Raw genomic sequence first — 22,893 nt, forward strand, 5'->3', positions numbered from 1 at the left:
CCACAAAAGTTAAAGTGAGTCGTTCGTTAAGCTGTCACGATTAGGTGCCATGATGCCTTATGTGATGTCTGCCTGTTTTGACATCACTCATGTTTAGTGCTGCACTGCAGCGTTACAATGTCAGCTTTCATGGGGAGATATTCATGACGCAAGCATTTTCTATGCAGGGAAAAGTCGGCATTGTAGCCGGTCTTGCCAACGAAGACAGTATTGCTTTTGGCTGTGCTCAGGCACTGCACAATGCTGGGGCCGAGTGCATCGTGACCTATGCATCGCCCAAGGCGGAACGTTTTGTCACCCCACTTCTGCCTGACATGGGGGAGCCCGAGCTGATGCTCTGCGATGTGCAGAAGGAAGACCAGCTTGATGCCCTGTTTGAGCGCGCCAACGAGCGCTGGGGACGGGTCGATTTCGTCATCCACTCGATTGCCTTTGCCCCACTTGACGACCTTCACGGCAGGGTCACCGATTGTTCAAAGGAAGGGTTCAATCTGGCGATGGACGTGTCTTGCCACTCCTTTATCCGCATGGCCAAGCGTGCCGAGCCGTTGATGAAAAACGGCGGTGCCCTGCTCAACATGACCTATTATGGTGCCGAAAAGGTCGTCGATCATTACAACATGATGGGCCCGGTAAAAGCGGCGCTGGAATCAACCACCCGCTATATGGCCGAGGAGTTGGGGCCGAAAGGCATTCGCGTCAATGCCGTTTCGCCTGGGCCGATTCGCACCCGTGCCGCCTCTGGCCTTGAGGCATTCGAGGAACTAGCACGAGATGGTGAAAAGCGCTCACCACTGCGCCGGTTGGCGAGTACTCGCGATGTCGGCAACGCTGCGGTGTATCTGGCCTCCAGTGCCGGTGCGGCGATCACTGGTATTACCCACTATGTCGATGCTGGCCACCATATCCGCTTTTAAACGCTTAACGCTATCTATTAAAGGGAGTGCAGAATGAGCGATCTGGATGAGGTGATTGAGAACCGCACCTTTGATGAAATTAGCGAGGGTGAAGAGGCGCACTTAGAAAAGCGCCTGACCATGGAGGACATCAAGCTTTTTGCCATCATGTCCGGCGATGTTAACCCGGCGCACGTGGATGATGCCTTTGCCAAAAGCAGCCGCTTTCAGGAAGTGATCGCCCACGGCATGTGGGGAGGGGCGCTGATTTCGACCGTGCTCGGCACACAGTTACCTGGCCCGGGCACGGTCTATCTTGGGCAAACGCTGCGTTTTAAAGCGCCAGTGCGCCTGGGCGATGTGCTCAAGGTATCGGTTAAGGTGCTGGAGAAAGACGCTGAGCGTCACCAGATCACCTTTGCCTGCCGCTGCGAAAACCAGCGTGGTGACGCGGTGATCGAAGGGGAGGCGCGGGTACTCGCCCCCACCAAAAAGATCCGTCGCCCGCGTACCGTGATGCCCAAAGTGCGCTTGACCGAGCGCGGTCGCTTGCATGAAATTCTGACCGCGGCGGATCACCCTGATCCCATGCGCACCGCGGTGGTTCACCCCGTGGATGAAAGCGCTATTCGCGGGGCGGTGGAGTCCGCCGAACAGCGGCTGATTATCCCGGTATTGGTGGGGCCAGAGAGCAAGATTCGCGCCGCTGCCGATAAGGCCGAAGTGAATATTAGTGATTTCGAGCTAATCGATACGCGCCATAGCCACGCCGCCGCCGAAAAAGCCGTGGCGCTTGCGCGTGAAGGCCGCGTGGATGCACTAATGAAAGGCTCGCTGCACACCGAAGAGCTTCTTCACGAGGTGATGAAACGCGAAGGGGGGTTGCGAACCGAGCGCTGCCTAAGCCATGTAATGGCCTTCGATGTCCCCACCTACCCACGCCCACTTTTGATTACCGATGCGGCGATCAATATCTATCCCAAGCTGGATCAGAAGCGCGACATCGTTCAAAACGCCATCAACCTTGCCCATGCGCTGGGTAACATGGATCCGAAAGTGGCGATTCTTTCCGCCGTTGAGACCATCAACCCCAAAATTTCATCAACCCTGGATGCCGCCGCGCTGTGCAAAATGGCCGACCGGGGCCAGATCACCGGCGGCACCTTGGATGGCCCCTTGGCGTTTGATAATGCCGTCTCGGAGTCTGCGGCCAAAACCAAAGGAATTGTTTCGGACGTGGCGGGATGCGCGGATATTCTGCTCGCGCCCGATCTGGAAGCCGCCAATATGCTCATGAAACAGCTTAGCCATCTGGCCGATGCCACCGGTGCCGGTTTGGTGGTGGGGGCTCGCGTGCCGATTATTCTGACAAGCCGCGCCGATGATGCGTTGACCCGCATGGCGTCGAGTGCGCTGGCGCTGCTGTTGGCGGATTATCAGCAGCGCAGCGCGATGTCCATCGCGCCAGGAGAGTAAACGCCATGAACGAGATTTTGGTACTCAATAGCGGCTCATCCAGCCTAAAGTTTGCCCTGTATGCCGCTGAAGATGCGCCTGAAAGTAATAGCGTCCCGGCCCTCAAGGCGCTTGCACTTCACTATAGCGGCCACTTCTCGGGGATAGGCACGAAGGAAGCCGCGGTTTCACTCAAGGAGGTCGCGGAGAACGGCGAGACACGCAAAAGCGATGATGAGGCGCTAAACGCCTGCGGTTTGCGCGCCGCCGATAACCACAACGATGCAATTACCCAGTTAATGACGTGGCTTGAGAGCCGCGATGATGCGGCGCCCCTAAAGGGGATCGGGCACCGCGTGGTTCACGGCGGGCAGCGTTTTCGTGAAGCCGTGGTGCTTTCCGAGGATGATGTCGCTGAGCTGGAGACGCTCTCAAGCCTGGCGCCGCTTCATCAGCCCCACTGCCTGGCACCGGTAAAGCTCTTGATGCAGCGCTACCCCGATGTACCGCAAGTGGCAAGCTTCGATACGGCGTTTCACGCCGATCAGCCCTGGGTGGCCAAGCAGTTTGCGCTACCTCGCGAGCTAACCCAAAAGGGGTTGATTCGCTACGGCTTTCACGGCTTATCGTACGACTATATCAATCGCACGCTGCCCGATGTCCTGCCCGAGGACGCTGCGCGAGAGCGGGTGATCGTAGCGCATCTGGGTAACGGCGCCAGTCTGTGCGCGATTCATAATGGTAAAAGCGTGGCCTCCACCATGGGCTTTACCGCGCTTGAAGGGCTCGTTATGGGTACGCGCTCGGGTACCCTCGACCCGGGGCTGGTGATGCACTTGATCGAGCAAGAGGGGATGTCGACACAAGAGGTCTCGACGCTTTTATATAAAAAGTCGGGTCTTTTGGGAGTTTCCGGTATCAGCAGCGATATGCGCGAACTTTTGAAAAGCGACGCGCCCGAGGCGCACGAGGCAATCGAACTCTACTGCTACCGCATCGCGCGTGAGATCGGCAGTTTAGTCGCCGCGTTAGGCGGTCTGGATCAGCTGATCTTTACCGCCGGCATTGGGGAACACGCCGCCCGCGTGCGTGAACGCGTTGCCGCTCAGTGCGCGTGGTTGGGCGTGCAGCTTGATAGCGAGGCCAATGCGCGCGACGAGCAGGGCATTGCCAGCGCTGAGAGCCGCGTCGGGGTGTGGGTGATTCCCACCGATGAAGAGCGGGTGATTGCCAGCGACTGCTTAACCCTGCTCGCCTCCGATTAAGCGTGTTTGGCGCTCTAGCGGTGCTTCGCTGATAAACCAGTGCAGCGCCGCCGACCAGCCTAGCCACTCCAGTAACCCCAGCGTGCCGGGTAGCCTGGCGAACTGCCCAAACGAGCCCGCTGCGCTAACAATCCCCATCGCTATGCTGCGCTTCTCGGGGGGAATCGCGCGCCCCTGCTTTGCAAGCGACAAGCTCAGGCCCTTCGACAGGCTCAGGGTGATCGGGTGCTGTGCCATTGAGTGACTCACTGCAATAACCCTGCTTGGGTGTTGTGGGAGGTTTTAATAGTTCTAAGGGTTGAGAGCAGCAAAGAGGCGGGTAAAAGTGACGAGACAGAAGAGAGTTCGAGGATTATTTGCTGGCTTTGGCTTTTTAACGCCGCGCTATCTGCTAAAATCCGGCGCTTTTGCGTTCGCGTTGACTCGTACACTCACTGACTCTTCTAGCTGGGAAATCTCATGAATGCAGTAATTCTTGCCGTACTGGTGATGGTGGCGCTATCGCTGGCGCGCGTCTCCGTGGTTTTTGCGCTGGTGGCGGGCGCCTTGGTCGGCGGTGTGGTTGGCGGTTTATCGCTTGAGCAAACCCTGGCCGCCTTTAACGAAGGGGTTGGTGGCGGCGCTCAGGTCGCTCTGGCGTATGCAACCCTCGGGGCGTTTGCGGTGGCTATTTCCCGCTCGGGCCTGCCAGATATGCTGGCGAAACGCTTGATCGCGCTACTAGGTAGGGAGGCGAGCCCATCGCAGCAGTCGCGGGTAAAAACGCTGCTGTTAACGGCGGTGTTGCTGGTGGCGATTTCATCACAGAACCTGATTCCCGTGCATATCGCCTTTATTCCCATCTTGATTCCGCCGCTTTTAAAGGTAATGAATCAGCTCAACCTTGACCGCCGAGCGGTGGCTTGCGCGCTGACCTTTGGTTTGACCGCACCCTACATGCTGTTGCCAGTGGGTTTTGGCGCTATCTTTTTGAACGATATTCTGCTTGCCAATTTGAATAGCGCCGGCGAGCCGCTGGGGCTTGAGATTTCACGCGGCATGGTGCCGCTTGCCATGGCGATTCCCGTGGGGGGGATGGCCCTTGGGTTGCTGGTGGCGATTTTCTTTAGCTATCGCAAGCCGCGCCATTACGGCAGTGCTGATGTGGTGGTGGCCAATGCCCATGAAGGGCACTCACACCCACAGGAGCCGCACACCCTGGGTTTGGTGATGTCGGGCGTGGCAATTGCTGCGGCATTGGGGCTGCAGCTTTATAGCGGCTCGATGATCCTAGGCGGTTTGGTCGGCGTGGCGCTGCTGTCGCTGGGCGGTATTTTCAAGTGGCGCGAGGCCGATGATCTCTTCACCAGCGGTATGCGCATGATGGCGCTGATCGGTTTTATCATGATCTCCGCCGCCGGCTTTGCCGAAGTGATGAAAACCACCGGTGAGATTGATGCGCTGGTGGAGGGGGCTTTTGCGCTTTTCGGTGATAATCGTGGCTTGGCTGCCTTGGTAATGCTGCTGGTGGGGCTGTTCATCACGCTGGGGATCGGTTCGTCGTTTTCGACGATCCCGATTATCGCGGCGATTTTTGTGCCCTTAGCGGTGCAGTTTGGCTTTTCGCCCATGGCGACAGTGGTGCTGGTGGGGACCGCGGCGGCATTGGGCGATGCCGGCTCTCCCGCCTCGGACTCCACCCTCGGGCCCACCTCAGGGCTAAACGTCGACCGCCAGCACGACCATATCTGGGATAGCGTCGTGCCGACCTTTATTCACTATAACCTTCCGCTTATCGGCTTTGGCTGGCTCGCCGCCATGATGCTATAACGCGGATTGAGGTGCTTAACGGTAGGGGCTCACTCTTTTGGAGTGGGCTCATAAGGTAAGTGCGCCTCGACAGCACTCAAAAAACCGCGCAGCAGCGACAGCTCGCGTCGCGAGAGCTCCGCGCGGGAGAATAGCGCCTGCAATTGCTCTTCGGTACGCGCGTGGGGCTGAGTGATAAAGCCGCTTTTGTGCATGACTTGGCTTAAGTGCTGTTGAAAATAGCCAAACTGCTCGCGACTTGGCGGCGTTGACTCGCTGGGGGCTTGGTAGACAAAGCCGCTGTCAGGGCGTTTGCGAAAGCAGCGATGCACCTCGTAGGCGAGAATCTGCACCGCCTGAGACAGGTTTAGAATGCCATACTCAGGGTTGGCGGGAATGCTGACCTGATGGGTACAGGCCCGTATTTCCTCGTTGGTAAGCCCCGAACGCTCGCGTCCAAACACCAGCGCAACGGGGGCTGCTGTCGCGTTTTCCACCACGCTTTCGGCCATCGTGTCGGGTTCATCAAAATGCGGTAGCGGCATGCTGCGAAGCCGTGCGCTGGCGCCGACGACCTGAACACAGTCACTGACGGCGTCATTTAGCGAGTCAACCACGCGGACGTTTTCCAGTACATCGGTGGCGCCGGCGGCGAGGCGCGTTGCTTCGTCATCGGGGAAGGAGCGCGGGTTGACCAAGACGAGGTTTTCAAGCCCCATGGTTTTCATCGCGCGCGCGGTGGCGCCGATATTGCCGGGGTGGAAAGTCTGCACCAGGATAATGCGAATATTGGAAAGCACGAGTTTCAAACCCTAAAGAGGTGGTGATTAACGCAAGAACCCCGCCGAAGCGGGGTTCTTTGACGTATAGCGTCAAATGAGCGTGTGCTCAGGCAGGCCTTACATCATGCCGCCCATACCGCCCATTCCACCCATGCCGCCCATGTCCGGCGCGGCTTCTTTTTCGTCCGGGTCGTCGGCGATCATGCACTCGGTGGTGATCATCAGGCCGGCGACGGAGCCCGCAGACTGCAGCGCGGTACGCGTGACCTTGGCCGGATCCAGAACACCCATCTCGAACAGGTCGCCGAATTCGTCGGTCTGCGCGTTGTAGCCGAAGTTGCCTTCGCCATCTTTTACGCGGTTGATCACGACCGCCGCTTCGACACCGGCGTTGGTGACGATGTGGCGCATCGGTGCTTCCATGGCGCGGAGGGCCATGTTGATGCCGTGGTTTTGGTCTTCGTTGTCGCCGGTGAGACCTTTCACCTTGGTGAGTACACGGATCAGTGCGGTACCGCCACCGGGCACAACACCCTCTTCAACAGCGGCGCGGGTTGAGTGCAGCGCATCTTCAACGCGAGCTTTCTTCTCTTTCATTTCCACTTCGGTGGCCGCGCCGACGCGGATAACGGCAACGCCGCCTGCCAGCTTCGCCACGCGCTCTTGGAGCTTCTCTTTGTCGTAATCAGAAGAGGTCTCTTCGATTTGCGCGCGGATCTGGCCAACGCGGGCTTCGATGTCGCCTTCAGCACCGGCGCCATCGATGATGGTGGTGTTCTCTTTGGACATGGTCACGCGCTTGGCGGTACCCAGGTGATCCAGGGTCGCTTGCTCAAGCGTGAGGCCCACTTCTTCAGAGATCACGGTGCCGTTGGACAAAATGGCGATATCCTGCAGCATGGCTTTACGACGATCGCCAAAGCCGGGCGCTTTCGCCGCCGCCACTTTCACGATGCCGCGCATGTTGTTGACAACCAACGTAGCCAGCGCTTCGCCTTCGATATCTTCGGCGATGATGACCAGGGGCTTACCGGCTTTCGCGACGGCTTCCAGTGTCGGCAGCAGTTCGCGGATGTTGGAGATCTTCTTGTCCACCAGCAGGATGAACGGATCTTCCAGTTCCACCGCCATGGTGTCCTGGTTGGTCACGAAGTAGGGCGAGAGGTAGCCGCGGTCGAACTGCATACCTTCCACGACTTCCAGCTCGTCTTCAAAACCACGGCCTTCGTCGACGGTGATAACGCCTTCTTTACCCACTTTCTGCATCGCTTCGGCGATGATTTCACCGATACGCGCATCGCCGTTGGCGGAAATAGTACCGACCTGAGCAATGGCTTTTGAGTCGGTGCAGGGCACGGAGAGTGACTGAATCTCTTTCACGGCAGCGTTGACCGCTTGGTCGATGCCACGCTTGAGATCCATCGGGTTCATACCCGCGGTTACGCCTTTCAGGCCTTCGGTCACAATTGCTTGGGCCAGAACGGTAGCGGTGGTGGTGCCGTCGCCTGCGGCGTCGGAGGTTTGTGAAGCGACCTCTTTCACCATTTGCGCACCCATGTTCTCGAACTTGTCTTTGAGTTCGATCTCTTTGGCCACGGAAACGCCGTCTTTAGTGACGGTCGGGGCACCGAAGGACTTCTCTAGCACCACGTTACGGCCTTTCGGGCCGAGGGTGGCTTTTACCGCGTTGGCCAGAACGTCCACGCCGCGCGCCATGCGCTTACGTGCATCATCAGAGAACTTAACTTGTTTAGCTGCCATGTTCTTCACTTCCTAACGGTTAAATACGGGAACTATAAAACGGGTAGCCAGTCGCCGGATTAGCCTTCGACAACGGCCAGAATATCGGCTTCGCTCATGATCAGGACTTCTTCGCCGTCGATTTTTTGCTTCTCGACGCCAAAGCCTTCCTTGAAGATCACGGTATCGCCTACTTTGACATCCAGCGCGCGGACATCGCCGTTTTCAAGAATCCGGCCGTTACCGACAGCCAGGACTTCGCCACGTGTGGGCTTTTCCTGGGCGCTGCCCGGAAGCACGATGCCGCCAGCGGTGGTCTGCTCTTCTTCAACGCGACGGATAACGACGCGATCGTGCAAAGGACGGATATTCATGCTCACGTTCTCCTGAGTATCGTTTTGAGCCCTTATGGGCGGTTTCCAAAGAAAGCTTCTCGTGGCGTGCCTTGAACGCGTTGCCGACAAGAAGTGAAGGTGTTGTCCCTTCGTTGTTAATGGCGAACGCCGTCAGCGTTCGCCGAACTTGTGTGCTGCCTCAAAAGTGGGGGCTGGCGGCATCCTTTCAAGGGGGAAGATGAAAAAAAATGACTTTTTTTATCATCGTCTTAAAAGCCCGCTTTTAGCGACGTTGGTGAGGCTCCTCACGGCTAATGAAGTCACCTTCAAGCGGGGCCTCTTGATGGTCGCTAGTCGATGATGTCGAGCCTGAGTCGGCGCGCTTTTCGCCTCGCCATTCGCTGTGGGAGTGCTGCTGAGAGTGCACGCTGGCTTTAAGCCCAAACCATGTCAGTAGCTTGAGCATGAGTCGGCGCGCGTTGGGCAGTAAGCACGCCAGGCCAATGGCGTCGGAGAGAAAACCCGGCGCCATCAACAGGGCGCCGCCAAAAATCAAGGCGGCACCGGTTAATAGCTCGCTTGACGGGATCTCGCCCGCGTTCATTTTTTCGCGTGCGCGCGCCAGCGTCGAAGCGCCTTCGCGACGAATAAGGTGAAGCCCGCCGATGCCGGTAACCAAAATCAATAACAAGGTAGCAAGCAAGCCAATTTGGCCACCTATTGAAAAGAGGACCACAAAATCGAGCAGCGTGAATAGGGAGATAAAAAGAAGTACGGGCATGGTTGGCTCCAACAATGTGCAGAAGGGAATATGGAGACGCTTTGGTGCTAAAGCAAGCGTCAAAACATGCCAGCCCGCCATTATAGCGGAGCCATCTATAGGTGCGTTTCATGCGTCGGTGCAGGCGATTTTTTGCCGGGTGCTATGCTGCAATGCAATATAGATGCTATGTTGAGTACCCAAACAGCTTAAAAATTGGTGCGTTGGTTAACGCATCGACTCCTATTAATGCTGTTTTAATCCCTGATCAATGCTTAAAGGTGGTGACATATGGAACTCAATAACCAAATTATTGCGATTACAGGCGGCGCCCGAGGCCTTGGGTTTACCACCGCTAGGCGTCTTGGCCAGCAAGGCGCGAAGCCCGCGCTGTTGGATATGAACGCAGAAGCGCTGGACAGCGCTGTCTCAAAACTTGCCAGTGAGGGAATAGACGCCAAAGCGTTTATCATCAATGTGGCCGATGAGGCCTCCGTTCTCCAAGTGTTCGCTGATATCGAAAGGCAGATGGGGGCTATCAGTGCCTTGGTCAACAACGCGGGGATTACTCAAGATGCGCTGCTGGTGAAGGCCAAAGATGGCGAAGTGCATAAGCGTATGTCGCTGGATGCCTGGCAGAGCGTGATTAACGTAAACCTTACAGGCGCTTTTCTGTGTGGCCGTGAAGCCGCCACGCAAATGATCGAAGCCGGGAAAGAGGGCGTTATCGTCAATGTTTCCAGCATTTCCCGTGCCGGCAACATGGGCCAGAGTAACTACTCGGCGGCCAAGGCGGGCATTCATGCACTGACAGTGACCTGGGCGAATGAACTGGCGCGCTATGGTATCCGTACCGGTACCGTGGCACCCGGCTTTATCAATACCGAAATGACCGCCGCGATGCGCCCCGATATGCTGGAGCGCATTGCCTCAAATGTACCGCTTAAACGCCTGGGTGAAGCCGATAATATTGCGCATAGCGTTGAGTTTATTTTAGCCAATGATTACTTCACGGGGCGCATCATCGAGTGCGACGGCGGTCTGCGCTTGTAAAGCTCGCGCGGCGTAGCGTAAGAAAAATAAATGTGCTCTTCCAGAGGGTGGGCAAGCCGTATGGCTTGCCGCAAAGGGGGAGGGCATTAAAAATAGTTACGCTGAATCTGGCGCTGAAAATACATTTCAAGCCGTAACGTCATGGCCCAACGTGGCTCGTAGCTCGATTCCCTTGGGAAGTGGAGCTCAGGAATCACATCGGCAAACAGTACCCCTTTATGCACATCTCGGCGGTAACGTGTCTGCAGATAGTAATTGGTCATATGCGGATTGGAGGCGCTTTCGCCGATAGCGATCGCCGAATAACGCAGAGCGCTACGCTTATTGAGTCGGTGGTTGAGCTCCGCTATTTCGCTGTACTCCAGGGTGTCTTCTTCTTCGCGCCACTGAAACGTGGTGATAAAGCGTAGATGCTGAGATGCGCTCAGCGGTCTACCCACATCCCAGCGCGTTCGCGCAGAGTAACCTTCGTTGTTGAACCAGGAAAGGCGGTTGCTGGATTCCAGTTGCCACGGGCTTTCTCCTAAATCCCACAGCCGCTCGCTAATAAAGCGCACATAAGGATCAAGCGGCAGCCGTAGGCGAACCCCGGCGCTAATATCATTGCTCCAGTGTTCACGCTTATCGCGGTTTTCCAACCACGTTAAGCCTAAAATCGAGTCGCGGTTATCGCGCTGGTCGTTAGCGAGGCGCCCGGAGCCCTGTTCTTCTAATGTGCCTTGTGTCTCTTCGGGATCGCTTTCAATAATCAGTCGTAGGCGCTCTTCTGCCGTTGGCAGATCAATGCGATAGCGCAGATTCACTTCCCCGTCGATACCATCGCCTTCCATCCAATCAAACTCTTGGCCAAGACGTAGATACGAATCGTTTTCGACGTTCATGCCATCACGAGTGCCGAAGAAGCTGTCGATCCTGCGTGAGGTATTATCCACCCAGGTGCCGACCCGTTCACGGGTGGGCTCGATGCGCTCGTTGGCCCATTGGGGTAGGTCGCTATCGTCGTCATTGGCTATCGCCGCATTCATTAAAACGGCGCTGCTAAATACGCTCAGCCAGCCAAGGATCACAGTTTTTTTCATGGGCGAGGCCTCAACGCATACATACTAAAAATAGCTTATTTCACGCTATTTCAGCATAGATCCAACGGGATAGCGATACGCTTCATAAGCGAAATTGGGGATAGAAGACGCGCCAATATTGTGCAAAATCGTTATTCGAACAGAGGTAAACGATGCTGGAGTTGCAGGGCTTGAAATGGTAAACAAAGGGGAGGTATATGATGCGTGTTTAAGCCGCTTGTCACACTTAAGTCTTATGCGGTAGGGGGAAGACTTAAAGCTTAATACATCAAGTTGGTGCGGATGGGGAGACTTGAACTCCCACGCCTTACGGCACTAGAACCTAAATCTAGCGTGTCTACCAATTCCACCACATCCGCAGAACTGGCGCGTATACTATCAGCTCGCTTGATAAAGTCAATAATCGACGCGTGAAAAATCCAGGGAAGGAGTGAAAATGCCAACGTCGCGGCGGGGTCGTAGTGTGATTCAATGGATAGAGCGGCAGCTGCGTTTGGGGCTGCCCGGCTACTGCGCTTTCTGCTTGGGTGAGGTGAAGCCTGGGATGGCCTGGTGTGGGCCATGCTTTGCTGCGTTGCCTTGGAATCACCATGCTTGCCGGCTATGCGCCGAGCCGCTGACTTTTACGGCGGCAACGAGGTGCCGTGAGTGCCTGGCTTTGCCCCCCGCCTTTGCAAGAGCGCACGCGCCGCTTCTGTATCAAGAGCAGATCCGCCCGTTAATGCACGCGTTCAAGTTCAATGGCGAGCCACGCGCGGGGTTACTGCTTATGATGCTTTTTATGCAGACCTTGCAGGGCTGCCCGTCTGAGGCGTTGTTGCCTGTCCCTTTGCATCTCAACCGTTCCCGCGAGCGTGGTTTTAATCAATCTCAGTGGCTAGCGAAACAGTTACACAAAGCTTGGGATCGGCCACTGATGAATGCCAGGCGTGTCGTCGATACCCCTAGCCAACGGCTTTTGGGGCGTTCGGCGCGGCGGCGTAACCTGGAAGGCGTGTTTGCCGTGACCAGTCGTCTGCCAAAGCGCGTGGCGATCATAGATGATGTCCTAACAACAGGGGCGACGGCTCATGCGCTGGCGCTGGCGGCGAAGGAAGCGGGGGCCGAGGAGGTGACTGTTTATGCCTTGGCGCGAACGCCGCGTGGTTAAGAAACGGGTGAATAGACGCTATGCCGAGTTATCCGACTTAGCTGATAGAATGAGCTTCCATCGAAAAGGAGGTCTCTATGTCGCACCCTTATCGCGCACTATCGCCCAATGTGGTGATGTCGGCTATTGAGTCCACCGGCATTTGGCCCGCCGGGGAGCCTTTCGCCCTCAATAGTTATGAAAATCGCGTGCTGCTGTTTCGCGACGATGAGCGCCGCGGCTGGGTGGTGAAGTTTTATCGTCCCGGGCGCTGGTCGAAGGCGACGATTCAAGAGGAGCATGACTTCCTACACGAGCTCAAAAACGCCAAGGTGCCGGTGGTGGCACCTTGGCGAAATAGCGACGGGCACTCGTTGCACCACTTTGAGGGGTACGATTTTGCGCTCTTTCCTCAGTGTGTGGGGCAAGCGCCCGAGTTGGATAATCCCGCCCACCTCTTTGCTTTAGGTGGTTTACTAGCGCGGTTGCACCGCGTGGGGGAGAAAAAAACGTTCCTCCACCGCGGTACGCTGGATATGCCCGAGGGGATTGCTCAGGCGCGTGAGCGAATATTGACCAGTGACTGGTTAACGGTACATCAGCGTCGCGCCTATGAGCGTGTGACGACCCAGTTGCAGGAGCAAGTAGCACCTTATCTGAAAAAAGAGATCGCCATAATCCGCTGCCACGGAGACTGCCATCTGGGCAATATTTTAGGTCGCGAGGAAACGTTTACCCTCGTCGACTTCGATGACTGCTTGATGGCACCGGCGATACAGGATATCTGGATGCTGCTTGCAATGGATGACCCGCAAACCTGGCGAGCGCAGCTTAGTGAAATTTCAGAAGGGTATGAGGAAGAGAGGGCTTTTCCCCATGATCAGCTGACCTTGATAGAGCCATTGCGAAGCTACCGTTTGGTACGCCACAGTGCCTGGCTGGTGGATCGCTGGAGTGACCCTGCGTTTCCGCAAGCCTTTCCTTGGGTGGCGGGTAGTGGTTACTGGGATCAGCATATTCGCCAGCTAGAGCAGCAACGGCTCCAGCTGGCGTCTCCCCGTTGGCTTGCATGAGTGGCTAAGGCAGATTACTGGCTTTCGGGGTCGGGGCGCTCAGACGGGATCGGGTTGGCGACACCATCGCCACTCGCTTGGCGGCGCTGCTCGTTGATTTCCGCCGAGGGATTATCCTGCGCCTCGATTTCTAGTACCTCGCTTAAGGTAAGCAAGAAGCTGCGCCCAGGGGAGGTAGCGCAACGGTCGTTATCGCAGGCCAGCCCATATTGGCCGTCGCTGTCGTAAACACTGGCGTTAATCGCGCCTGAAAAAATGGCGCTGTCCTCGTTATCCGTTTCGATACAGGTGACATCATGCGCGGTAATGCGCATGCGGTTGTCCGAAAGCTGAGCATCGGCGATCAAGACGCAGTACTCAGGCAGTGTATGCGACGCGTTATCGTGATCGCTTGGGCGGAGCAGGATGCTGTCTTGACGTGTTTCTCCTTCGTCGAAAGCGATCGTTTCGACGAACTCGACACCGACGGTGGCGTTATTCGGCAAGGTAAGGGTTTCTTCGGCGGCGTAAAGCGGCATCGCCAGAAACGGTGCAGCTAGCGCGGTGAACCAGGTGGTTGTCAACCTAAAAGTCGGTCTAAATGACATAGCGGGCTCTCGCTGGATGGATAAGGTCTTACTGTGAAAACGCTTACTGGGAAACCTTGCTGGGAAGCATAGTGTAAGCGTTATCAGTGAACGCTCATTCCACTATAACATAGCGCCAACCCACCAGGCTGCGCCAGCGTGTCACTCTGCCACAGGGGTTATATATAAATAATTATTGGTCATCAAGTAAGGCGCCGCCACTAACGAGGCGCTGCCATGACGGTACGGGTGCGATAAAATAGAATCTAAACTGATTTTAGTTGTACATGGAGTTTTAATTGTATACATTTTGTAATGAATTTTGAGTGTTGAAAAGCCGATACCATGGCTTGTGAGTCGAGGTTTACGAATCAGGCGGCCTTTGAGTTTCAGCCGTTTCACTTTTTGTGGCTATGCAGCCGCTATTAACACACAAAACACCCCTGACCGGCTGGCCGACTAACCGAGCAGATCCAACGCCACTAAGCGAGCCGAACTTTACACACGAGGCTGAATATGACCGATGATATCGCCCATCATTACCGCCAAATTATTGGACAGTTAGGCGAAGACCCCGACCGCGAAGGGCTACGCGACACACCCCAGCGCGCCGCCAAAGCCATGCAATTTCTCAATGCGGGTTACCACCAGTCGTTGGAAGGCATTGTTAATGGCGCGGTGTTTGAATCTCAAACCGACGAAATGGTGTTGGTGAAGGATATCGAGCTCTACTCAATGTGCGAGCACCACTTACTGCCTTTTATCGGTAAATGCCACGTCGCCTATCTGCCTAACGGCAAGGTGCTGGGATTATCGAAGTTTGCCCGTATCGTGGACATGTATGCGCGGCGAATGCAGATTCAGGAGAATTTGACGCGCCAGATCGCCGAAGCGGTACAACAGGTAACCAGCGCGCGGGGCGTGGCGGTGGTCGTGGAAGCGCGGCATCTGTGCATGATGATGCGCGGCGTGGAGAAACAAAATTCCAGCATGACCTCATCGGTGATGCTAGGTGATTTCCGCGAAAACCAGGCGACGCGGCAGGAGTTTCTCACCCTGGTCAGCTAGAATAAAGGGAGGCATTCGCTTTTTAATGCGCAAATTTGTCCTTGGTACTTGGTCAAATGAGGCTTTTCGTCTTAGCATGATTTTCACCATTTACCCATGGGGCCATCATTTGGTCAGGAGTTAGTCATGGAAGCGCTAAAAGAAACGCAGCTTTACTGCCCATTTGCCTATATTGATGGCAGTTGGGTAGCCGCCGATAGCGGTGAGCAGATCAATGTCGTTAACCCGGCAACGCAAGAGTTGGTCGGGGACATGCCGCGCTTGGGCAAAGCCGAAACATTACGCGCCGTGGATGCCGCTGACGCGGCACTGCCCGCTTGGCGGGCGATGACCGCCCAGGAGCGCGCGGACCTGCTGATCAAATGGCACGATTTAATGCTGGAGCATCAGCAAGACTTGGCCATGCTGATGACTTTCGAGCAGGGTAAGCCACTGAAAGAAGCGGAAGGCGAGATCGCGTATGCGGCAAGCTTTTTGCGCTGGTTTGCCGAACAAGGACGGCGCATTTATGGCGAAACGATTCCTGCGGCGAAGGCCAGTCAGCGGATTGTGGTGACCAAGCAGCCGGTGGGCGTTGTGGGGGCCATTACCCCATGGAACTTCCCCGCTGCGATGATTACCCGCAAAGCCGGGGCTGCCTTGGCGGCAGGCTGCACGATCGTGGTAAAGCCCGCCAGTCAAACGCCTTTCTCCGCCACCGCCTTGGCCTTTTTAGCCGAGCGTGCAGGAATTCCACGTGGGGTGTTTAACGTCGTGCCGGGGCAAGCCCCCGAGATTGCCCAAGCGCTTACCTCATCGCCCAAGGTGCGCAAAATTACCTTCACGGGTTCGACCGAAGTCGGGCGCAAGCTGATGGCGCAAGCCTCGGAACACATCCAAAAAATCTCTCTGGAGCTTGGCGGCAACGCGCCCTTTATCGTATTTGAAGATGCGGACTTGGATGCCGCGGTCGAAGGTGCGATGGCGGCCAAGTTTCGCAATGCGGGGCAAACGTGTATCTGCACCAACCGCTTTTTGGTCCAGTCCAGCGTGGTGAATGCCTTCTGTGAAAAGTTGGCCGTCGCCATGAACAGCGAGCTGCACGTGGGTAATGGCAGCAAGCCCAATATCAATATCGGGCCGCTGATTGACCAAGACGCCGTACAAAAAGTGAGTGAGCACGTTCAGGACGCGGTCGATCGCGGCGCGGAGCTACTTCTCGGCGGCCATCCCCATTCGCTGGGCGGCAATTTCTTCTCGCCAACCCTGATTAGCTTTGCGACCAGTGAGATGAAGGTTGCCAAAGAAGAGACCTTCGGCCCGCTAGCGGCGGTATTCCCCTTTGATGATGAAGAAACCGCGATCTCAATGGCCAATGACACCCAGTATGGCTTGGCATCCTACTTCTACTCAAAAGATCTCGCGCGTGTGTGGCGCGTCTCTGAAGCCTTGGAGTACGGCATGGTCGGTGTTAACACGGGGTTAATCTCAAACGCGGCGGCACCTTTTGGCGGCGTGAAAGCCTCCGGCATCGGCCGTGAAGGCGGGCATCAAGGGCTTGATGAGTTTCTGGAAACCAAATACGTGTGTATCGACCTGGGGTAAGCCTGGACTCGCTTATGAGAGAAAAAGCCAGCGATGTAACGTCGCTGGCTTTTTTGCGGGCATAAAGCGCGCTTTCGTCAGTGACGGAAGTGACGCATGCCGGTGAATACCATGGCAATGCCGGCTTCGTTGGCGGCGTCGATCACTTCTTGGTCGCGCATGGAGCCGCCGGGCTGAATCACGGCCGTGATGCCTGCCGTAGCGGCGGCGTCGATACCGTCACGGAAGGGGAAAAACGCATCCGACGCCATGACGGAGCCCGGCACCGAAAGCCCTTCGTCGGCGGCTTTAATGCCGGCAATTTTGGCCGAGTAGACCCGGCTCATTTGTCCCGCGCCGACGCCAATGGTGTGACCATCCTTGGCGTAGACAATCGCGTTGGATTTAACGAATTTCGCCACCCGCCAGGCGAAGGCGAGATCCCGAAGTTCCTGCTCGCTGGGCGCGCGCTCACTGACCACAGTGAGATCGTTACGCTCCACCATGCCCTGGTCACGCTCTTGCACCAGTAAGCCGCCGTTAACGCGTTTGAAGTCGAATGCCGGCTGCGGGTCGCCTGGCCAGTGGGCGCTAACGTCGAGCAGGCGTACGTTCTGTTTCTTGGCCACGATGGTGGCGGCGTCATCGCTCACCCCGGGGGCGATAATGACTTCCACAAACTGGCGCTCGATAATCGCACGGGCGGTGTCGGCGTCAAGCGGTGTGTTAAAGGCAATGATGCCGCCGAAGGCGCTGGTGGGGTCGGTGGCAAACGCCTTGTCGTACGCCTCAAGGGCGGTTTGGCCCACGGCGACCCCGCAGGGGTTGGCGTGTTTCACAATTACGCAGGCGGTGTCGTCAAAGGCTTTGACGCACTCAAAGGCGGCATCGGTATCGGCGACGTTATTAAACGAGAGCGGTTTGCCTTGCAGCGTGCGGGCGGTCGCCACACTCGGCTCTTGGGCTGTCGGGTCGACATAAAACGCTGCGTTCTGGTGCGGGTTTTCACCGTAGCGCATGTCCTGCTTTTTGTGTAATTGCAGGTTGAAGGTGCGCGGGAACAGGGCGTCGGAATCACTGACTTGGCGGCCTAAGTAGTCGGCAATCGCGCCATCATAACCGGCGGTGTGTTCAAACGCTTTCACCGCCAGGTCAAAGCGGGTGGTCGCACTGACTTGGCCCGCGTGTGTCGCTAGCTCGTCGAGGATGCGCGCGTAGTCGTCGGCATTCACCACGATGGTGGTGTAGGCGTGGTTTTTGGCGCAGGCTCGCACCATCGTGGGGCCACCGATATCGATGTTTTCGATGGCGTCTTCCAGCGTGCAGTCGTCTTTGGCCACCGTGGCAGCAAAGGGGTAAAGGTTCACCACGACCATATCAATGGGAGCAATGTCATTTTCCGCCATGACCGCGTCGTCCTGCCCGCGGCGGCCCAAAATACCGCCGTGAATTTTCGGGTGCAGCGTTTTGACCCGGCCATCCATGATTTCGGGAAAGCCGGTATGCTCAGAGACTTCTTTAACCGCAATGCTATTTTCTTGCAGTAGGCGGAAGGTACCCCCCGTCGAGAGCAGTTCAACGCCTTGCTCGGTTAAGCCACGAGCGAAGTCGACAATGCCGGTTTTATCAGACACGCTTAGTAAGGCGCGGCGAACGGGGGTTGCAGTGCTATCAGCCATGGGTGTGCTCACGTTGAGGGTCGGTCAATAAAAGCAGCAACGCCCCGATTAAGGGGCGTCACCTTCAAAAAGGCCTGAGTCAAGAAGGCCATAGCATTTCAGTTTTTTGCGCAGGGTGCCGCGGTTTAAGCCGAGCAGGGTGGCGGCTCGGGTCTGGTTGCCTTCGGCATAAGCCATCACCGAGGCCAACAGCGGCGCTTCGACTTCCGCGAGTACCATGGCATAAAGGTCGCTGGTATCGCCGCCATCGAGATGCTCGAAATAGCGCTGCATAGAGACTTCGACGGCTTCGCGCAGGGGTTGCGGCGAGCCAGTCGTATCGGTTGCAGGTTCAGCCGATGAGGTCATCGCGTCACTTGCCGGGTACTGGGATAAAAGATCGCGTTCATTCATGCCGCATGGCTTCCTTTGGCGAAAAGACGCGTGGCTGCATCGCACGCCATGGCGTCGTTGATCCATTCACGCTGAGATTGGGCAGATTCTAACCCATTGAACTGGCGTTTGAGCGTGCGCTGCTCGGTCTCGTCAAAGCGGCTATCGGCACTTAAATACCAGCCGATATGCTTGCGCGCGATTCTGGGACCCATGACAGGGCCATAGAAGGCGTGCAGCTCGGCCAAGTGTTGGCTGAGCACCGTGTGGCGCTCGCTTAACGAGGGTGGAGCCAAATGTTGGCCGTGCGCCAAGAAGTGGGTGATTTGCTGAAAAATCCAGGGGTTACCTTGAGCGCCCCGTCCCACCATGACCGCATCGGCTTGGGTATGGCGAAGCACCTCGGCGGCTTTTTCCGCACTGGTGATATCGCCATTGGCAAATACCGGAATATTAACCCGTGACTTGATCTCGGCGATGGTGTCGTACTCCGCGTGCCCCGTGTAACGCTGCTGACGATGGCGCCCATGCACGGCCAGTGCTTGAATGCCGGCGTCTTCGGCAAGTCTTGCGATGCGCACGCCGTTATTGCTCTTGGCGCACCAGCCAGTGCGAATTTTTAGCGTCACCGGTATCTCGACGGCCGCCACTACCGCGTTAACAATGTCGGCAACCAGGGCCTCGTCGCGCAAGAGCGCCGACCCCGCGGCTTTGTTGCAGACCTTCTTCGCCGGGCAGCCCATGTTGATGTCGATGACCTCGGCCCCAAGCTCGGCGTTGAGGCGGGCGGCCTCGGCGAGCATACGCGCGTCACCGCCGGCGATCTGTACCACTCGGGGAGAAGGCTCCCCGCTATGGTCCATCCGCTGCTGAGATTTGCGGGTGTGCCATAGGCTGGGGTCTGAGGTGACCATCTCGCCGACGACCCAGCCGGCGCCTAAACGGCGACACAACTGGCGAAAAGGGCGGTCGGTGACCCCTGCCATGGGCGCCAAAATCGCGCGATTCATCAGCGTATGGTGGCCAATCGACGGCAGTGGAGAGCGTTCGGTCATAGCAGTGCGAGTCGTGGCAGTGAATCAAATTCGATAAGGGCAGGTATGATACGCCGACTCGCCGCTAGGGTGAAGGCCGACGCGGGGGATTTGCTGATGGCGGGCGATAACAACATTATAACGGCCGCGTGCCGGTCAGTCGCACCCAGCCATCGCGCAGGGCGGGCGCTTGCATCCGCAGGCCTTGGGCCTGGTAGGCCTCCAAGACGTTATCGGCTTGGTTGGCCAAAATGCCCGACAGCGCAAGGTGCCCACCGGGGGCGACATGACCTGCAATCGTCGCGGCCAGTTCTACCAGTGGGCCCGCGAGAATGTTAGCGGTCACCACCGGATACGTGCCGGAAGGCAGCTGTTCGGGGTAGTAAAGCGAAAGTTGCTGCGCTTGAATCGCATTGCGCTCGGCGTTGTCGCGGCTAGCTTGAAGCGCCTGCGGGTCAATATCGGTGGCATCGGCATGCCGAGCACCGAGCTTAAGCGCGGCGATGGCGAGAATCCCCGAGCCGCAGCCCACATCGAGCACCTTTTTATCGGCGAGCGTGCCGTCGACCGCCAAACTATCCAACCACTCTAAACATAGCGCGGTGGTGGGATGGGTGCCGGTGCCAAAGGCCAGGCCTGGGTCTAAAATGAGGTTGACCGCGCCGGGTTGAGGCGGCGTATGCCAGCTCGGCACAATCCACAGGCGCTCGCCCATCGGCAGCGGCGTGAAATCCTCCATCCACTCGCGCTCCCAATCGCGGTCGGCGAGAAGCTCGTATTCAATCTCGGGGCAAGGCTCGCCGGGTATCTGCTGCGCCCAAGCGGAATGAATGCGGCCGAGCATGGCGTCGACCCCTTCGAGATCGTCGTAAAGACCGGTTAATATCGTGTCTTGCCATAGGGGCGTCGTGCCACGCTCCGGTTCAAATACCGGGTCGTCGTGAGCGTCCTGTAAGCCAATCGCGGTGGCGCCTTCCTCTAGCAAAAGCTCTTCTAAAAGCTCGGCTTGCTCGGGGGCGACGTGAGCTTTGAGTTGCAGCCAAGGCATGGTGCGGTCTCCACTGAGTGGGGGTTAAAGGCGAGTCGTGATGCTGAAGTCGGTGAAGCAAGCAAAACGGGGCGGCATGGCCACCCCGTTTTTATGCCGTCTTTGCTGCTCGTTATCAGGCGATTAACCGAGCTTCTTTTCCAGGTAGTGGATGTTAACCCCGCCTTGGCGGAAATAGCTGTCGCGCACCAAATCTTTCTGCAGGTCGATATTGGTTTTGATGCCTTCCACAAGTAGCTCGTCAAGGGCGTTGCGCATGCGAGTCAGGGCAATATCGCGATCCTCACCCCAGGTGATGAGCTTGCCAATCAGCGAGTCGTAGTGCGGCGGCACGGTATAGCCGGTATACAGGTGCGAATCCATCCGCACGCCGAGGCCGCCCGGGGCGTGGTAAAGCGTGACCTTGCCCGGAGAGGGCATGAAGGTGCGCGCGTCTTCGGCGTTAATGCGACACTCAAACGCATGCCCGCTCAGCTTCACGTCTTCTTGCTGGATGGACAGCGGCATGCCGGAGGCGATGCGCAGCTGCTCTTTGACGATATCCACGCCGGTGACCATTTCGGTGACCGGGTGCTCCACCTGGACGCGGGTGTTCATCTCGATAAAGAAGAATTCACCATCTTCGTAGAGAAATTCAAAGGTACCGGCGCCGCGGTAGTTGATTTCCAGGCACGCCTCCCGGCACGCATCCAACACGTTGGCGCGCGCGGCGGGGTCAATGCCAGGGGCCGGGGCTTCCTCGAGCACCTTTTGATGGCGACGCTGCAGCGAGCAGTCGCGGTCATAAAGGTGAATCGCGTTGCCCTGACCATCCGCTAGCACTTGTACTTCCACGTGGCGCGGTTTTTCTAGAAATTTCTCCATGTAGACCGTGCCGTCGCCAAACGAGGAGTGCGCCTCGGTGCGGGTCACGTTGATAGCGGAAAGCAGGTGGCCTTCGGTGTGTACCACGCGCATGCCGCGACCACCGCCGCCAGCGGCGGCTTTGATGATGACGGGGTAGCCAATGCGCCGGGCGGTGGCGAGGTTGATTTCATCGTCTTCGCCAAGAGGCCCGTCGGAGCCGGGCACAGTGGGAACGCCCGCTTTTTTCATTGCCTCAATGGCGCTGACCTTGTCGCCCATTAGGCGGATCGTGTCCGCCTTGGGGCCAATAAACGTGAAGCCCGAGCGCTCGACCTGCTCGGCAAAGTTGGCGTTTTCCGAAAGAAAGCCGTAGCCGGGGTGTATGGCGCTTGAATCGGTGACTTCCGCGGCGCTAATAAGCGCCGGGATGTTGAGATAAGAGAGCGCAGAAGAGGCCGGGCCGATGCAAACGGCTTCATCAGCGAGGCGCACATGCATGAGTTCGCGGTCGGCTTTTGAGTGTACCGCCACGGTTTTAATGCCCAGCTCTTTGCAAGCGCGCAAAATGCGCAGGGCAATCTCGCCGCGGTTGGCGATAAGTACCTTGTCCAGCATGGAGAAGTCCACCCGTGTCAGTAAAAGAAGATCAGGCAATCACGATCATGGGTTGATCAAACTCGACCGGCTCTCCGTCCTCAACCAGGATCGCCTCAATGGTGCCATCGCGGTCAGCTTCGATTTGGTTCATCATTTTCATCGCTTCCACGATGCAGATGGTGTCGCCTTGCTTCACGCTGTCACCCACTTCGACGAAGGATTTCGCTCCCGGCGCCGGGCTGCGGTAGAAGGTGCCTACCATGGGCGAGCTGACCGCTTCACCGCGATATGTCATCGCCGTCTCCGCGGGCTCTTCGCTGGCTGCCGGTGCCGCTTGCGGAGCGGGGGCATGGGTGGGTTGTGGTGCGTATTGCGGCATTGCTGGCGCTGGTTGAGCGCTACCGTTGGGGTGACGGCTAATACGCACGGACTCTTCGCCTTCCTGGATTTCGATTTCGCTGATGTTGGACTCTTCCAGCAGCTCAATGAGTTTTTTGACTTTGCGAATATCCATGAGGTCGCCTTATGGGTTAAAGAGAATAAATAATCGAGAAAACGAATGAATAAAAGCTAGCAAATAGCAGGGCGCTCGGCGTGTGGCCAGCGCCTACTGGTGCAGTAAACCTAGATCAAAATATAAGAGAACGCGACACGTTAGCGCACGTTACCCCTATGCTGGCCGTTTTAGGCGTTACATTTTGACCAATATGCGCAGGAGTGTGCCGAAAAAGGCGGTGCTTGTCCAGCAGAGGCATGGATGCGCCT

General features: G+C 57.1%; 22 protein-coding genes and 1 tRNA gene. 9 read left to right on the forward strand and 14 right to left on the reverse strand.

The genetic code is table 11. The features are described from left to right. Positions 1 to 143: 143 nt before the first annotated feature. The 3 genes from fabI to BQ9846_RS12150 are packed head-to-tail and all read left to right on the forward strand — an operon-like array spanning position 144 to position 3,616. Positions 144 to 917 (forward strand): enoyl-ACP reductase FabI, encoded by a 774-nt coding sequence (gene fabI / locus BQ9846_RS12140; protein WP_075881216.1) that lies wholly within the window; start codon positions 144 to 146, stop codon positions 915 to 917. Positions 918 to 950: 33 nt separating this feature from the next. Further along, complete coding sequence (locus BQ9846_RS12145; protein ID WP_075881217.1) at positions 951 to 2,372, forward strand: bifunctional enoyl-CoA hydratase/phosphate acetyltransferase; 1,422 nt, start codon at positions 951 to 953, stop codon at positions 2,370 to 2,372. A gap of 5 nt (positions 2,373 to 2,377) precedes the next feature. Further along, positions 2,378 to 3,616 (forward strand): acetate/propionate family kinase, encoded by a 1,239-nt coding sequence (locus BQ9846_RS12150; protein WP_075881218.1) that lies wholly within the window; start codon positions 2,378 to 2,380, stop codon positions 3,614 to 3,616. Here BQ9846_RS12150 and BQ9846_RS17030 read toward each other — a convergent pair. Continuing rightward, positions 3,593 to 3,853 carry a hypothetical protein gene (locus BQ9846_RS17030; RefSeq protein ID WP_075881219.1) on the reverse strand — a complete coding sequence of 87 codons (261 nt, stop codon included), beginning with the start codon at positions 3,851 to 3,853 and terminating at the stop codon, positions 3,593 to 3,595. The genes BQ9846_RS12150 and BQ9846_RS17030 overlap by 24 nt on opposite strands. 222 nt (positions 3,854 to 4,075) lie before the next feature. Here BQ9846_RS17030 and BQ9846_RS12160 point away from each other — a divergent pair, with 222 nt between their 5' ends. Next, complete coding sequence (locus tag BQ9846_RS12160; RefSeq protein ID WP_075881220.1) at positions 4,076 to 5,425, forward strand: Na+/H+ antiporter family protein; 1,350 nt, start codon at positions 4,076 to 4,078, stop codon at positions 5,423 to 5,425. Positions 5,426 to 5,454: 29 nt separating this feature from the next. Here the strand turns inward: BQ9846_RS12160 and BQ9846_RS12165 are convergent, their stop codons facing one another. From BQ9846_RS12165 to BQ9846_RS12180, 4 genes are all read right to left on the reverse strand, one after another. After that, entirely contained in the window at positions 5,455 to 6,204 is a 750-nt protein-coding gene (locus BQ9846_RS12165; protein WP_075881221.1) for an RNA methyltransferase, read from the reverse strand. Between the two features lie 99 nt (positions 6,205 to 6,303). Next, positions 6,304 to 7,947, reverse strand: a complete 1,644-nt coding sequence (gene groL, locus BQ9846_RS12170) for a chaperonin GroEL (protein ID WP_075881222.1) — start codon at positions 7,945 to 7,947, stop codon at positions 6,304 to 6,306. A gap of 59 nt (positions 7,948 to 8,006) precedes the next feature. Further along, entirely contained in the window at positions 8,007 to 8,300 is a 294-nt protein-coding gene (locus BQ9846_RS12175) for a co-chaperone GroES (RefSeq protein WP_075881223.1), read from the reverse strand. A 244-nt stretch (positions 8,301 to 8,544) separates the two neighbouring features. Beyond that, entirely contained in the window at positions 8,545 to 9,042 is a 498-nt protein-coding gene (locus tag BQ9846_RS12180; protein ID WP_075881224.1) for an FxsA family protein, read from the reverse strand. Positions 9,043 to 9,312: 270 nt separating this feature from the next. Between BQ9846_RS12180 and BQ9846_RS12185 the strand changes: the two genes are divergently transcribed. Continuing rightward, positions 9,313 to 10,074 carry an SDR family oxidoreductase gene (locus tag BQ9846_RS12185; protein ID WP_075881225.1) on the forward strand — a complete coding sequence of 254 codons (762 nt, stop codon included), beginning with the start codon at positions 9,313 to 9,315 and terminating at the stop codon, positions 10,072 to 10,074. An 86-nt stretch (positions 10,075 to 10,160) separates the two neighbouring features. Here the strand turns inward: BQ9846_RS12185 and BQ9846_RS12190 are convergent, their stop codons facing one another. Next, positions 10,161 to 11,099, reverse strand: coding sequence for a hypothetical protein (locus BQ9846_RS12190; RefSeq protein WP_422821895.1), 939 nt, complete (start codon positions 11,097 to 11,099; stop codon positions 10,161 to 10,163). 328 nt (positions 11,100 to 11,427) lie between these two features. Continuing rightward, a tRNA-Leu gene (locus tag BQ9846_RS12195) sits at positions 11,428 to 11,512 on the reverse strand. Between the two features lie 77 nt (positions 11,513 to 11,589). On the opposite strand from BQ9846_RS12195, the gene BQ9846_RS12200 reads away from it, so the two are divergent. Both BQ9846_RS12200 and BQ9846_RS12205 read left to right on the forward strand, forming a co-directional pair. After that, positions 11,590 to 12,303 (forward strand): ComF family protein, encoded by a 714-nt coding sequence (locus BQ9846_RS12200; RefSeq protein ID WP_075881227.1) that lies wholly within the window; start codon positions 11,590 to 11,592, stop codon positions 12,301 to 12,303. Positions 12,304 to 12,380: 77 nt separating this feature from the next. Beyond that, positions 12,381 to 13,355, forward strand: a complete 975-nt coding sequence (locus BQ9846_RS12205; RefSeq protein ID WP_075881228.1) for a serine/threonine protein kinase — start codon at positions 12,381 to 12,383, stop codon at positions 13,353 to 13,355. A 14-nt stretch (positions 13,356 to 13,369) separates the two neighbouring features. Here the strand turns inward: BQ9846_RS12205 and BQ9846_RS12210 are convergent, their stop codons facing one another. Then, positions 13,370 to 13,942: a TraB/TrbI/VirB10 family type IV secretion system protein gene (locus BQ9846_RS12210; protein WP_075881229.1), complete on the reverse strand. Its 573-nt coding sequence runs from the start codon at positions 13,940 to 13,942 to the stop codon at positions 13,370 to 13,372. A gap of 495 nt (positions 13,943 to 14,437) precedes the next feature. Between BQ9846_RS12210 and folE the strand changes: the two genes are divergently transcribed. Both folE and BQ9846_RS12220 read left to right on the forward strand, forming a co-directional pair. Next, a complete protein-coding gene (gene folE / locus BQ9846_RS12215) occupies positions 14,438 to 14,989 on the forward strand; it encodes a GTP cyclohydrolase I FolE (protein WP_075881230.1) in 552 nt (183 codons plus the stop codon). A gap of 126 nt (positions 14,990 to 15,115) precedes the next feature. After that, on the forward strand, positions 15,116 to 16,573 hold the full coding sequence (locus tag BQ9846_RS12220; RefSeq protein WP_075881231.1) for an NAD-dependent succinate-semialdehyde dehydrogenase: 1,458 nt from the start codon (positions 15,116 to 15,118) through the stop codon (positions 16,571 to 16,573). A 77-nt stretch (positions 16,574 to 16,650) separates the two neighbouring features. Here BQ9846_RS12220 and purH read toward each other — a convergent pair whose 3' ends face one another. The 6 genes from purH to accB form a co-directional block, all read right to left on the reverse strand. Further along, positions 16,651 to 18,231, reverse strand: a complete 1,581-nt coding sequence (gene purH, locus BQ9846_RS12225) for a bifunctional phosphoribosylaminoimidazolecarboxamide formyltransferase/IMP cyclohydrolase (RefSeq protein WP_075881232.1) — start codon at positions 18,229 to 18,231, stop codon at positions 16,651 to 16,653. A 48-nt stretch (positions 18,232 to 18,279) separates the two neighbouring features. Beyond that, entirely contained in the window at positions 18,280 to 18,624 is a 345-nt protein-coding gene (gene fis, locus BQ9846_RS12230) for a DNA-binding transcriptional regulator Fis (protein ID WP_075881233.1), read from the reverse strand. Then, entirely contained in the window at positions 18,621 to 19,658 is a 1,038-nt protein-coding gene (dusB, locus tag BQ9846_RS12235) for a tRNA dihydrouridine synthase DusB (protein WP_075881234.1), read from the reverse strand. Before dusB ends, fis begins: the two co-directional genes overlap by 4 nt. Positions 19,659 to 19,773: 115 nt before the next feature. Next, a complete protein-coding gene (prmA, locus tag BQ9846_RS12240) occupies positions 19,774 to 20,685 on the reverse strand; it encodes a 50S ribosomal protein L11 methyltransferase (RefSeq protein WP_075881235.1) in 912 nt (303 codons plus the stop codon). Positions 20,686 to 20,808: 123 nt separating this feature from the next. Then, the gene (gene accC, locus BQ9846_RS12245) at positions 20,809 to 22,146 is read right to left on the reverse strand and encodes an acetyl-CoA carboxylase biotin carboxylase subunit (RefSeq protein WP_075881236.1); all 1,338 of its coding nucleotides are present in this window, start codon (positions 22,144 to 22,146) and stop codon (positions 20,809 to 20,811) included. A gap of 31 nt (positions 22,147 to 22,177) precedes the next feature. Then, complete coding sequence (gene accB, locus BQ9846_RS12250; protein ID WP_075881237.1) at positions 22,178 to 22,642, reverse strand: acetyl-CoA carboxylase biotin carboxyl carrier protein; 465 nt, start codon at positions 22,640 to 22,642, stop codon at positions 22,178 to 22,180. Positions 22,643 to 22,893 lie beyond the last annotated feature (251 nt).

The organism is Vreelandella massiliensis (assembly GCF_900155385.1).
Lineage (GTDB): Bacteria > Pseudomonadota > Gammaproteobacteria > Pseudomonadales > Halomonadaceae > Vreelandella > Vreelandella massiliensis.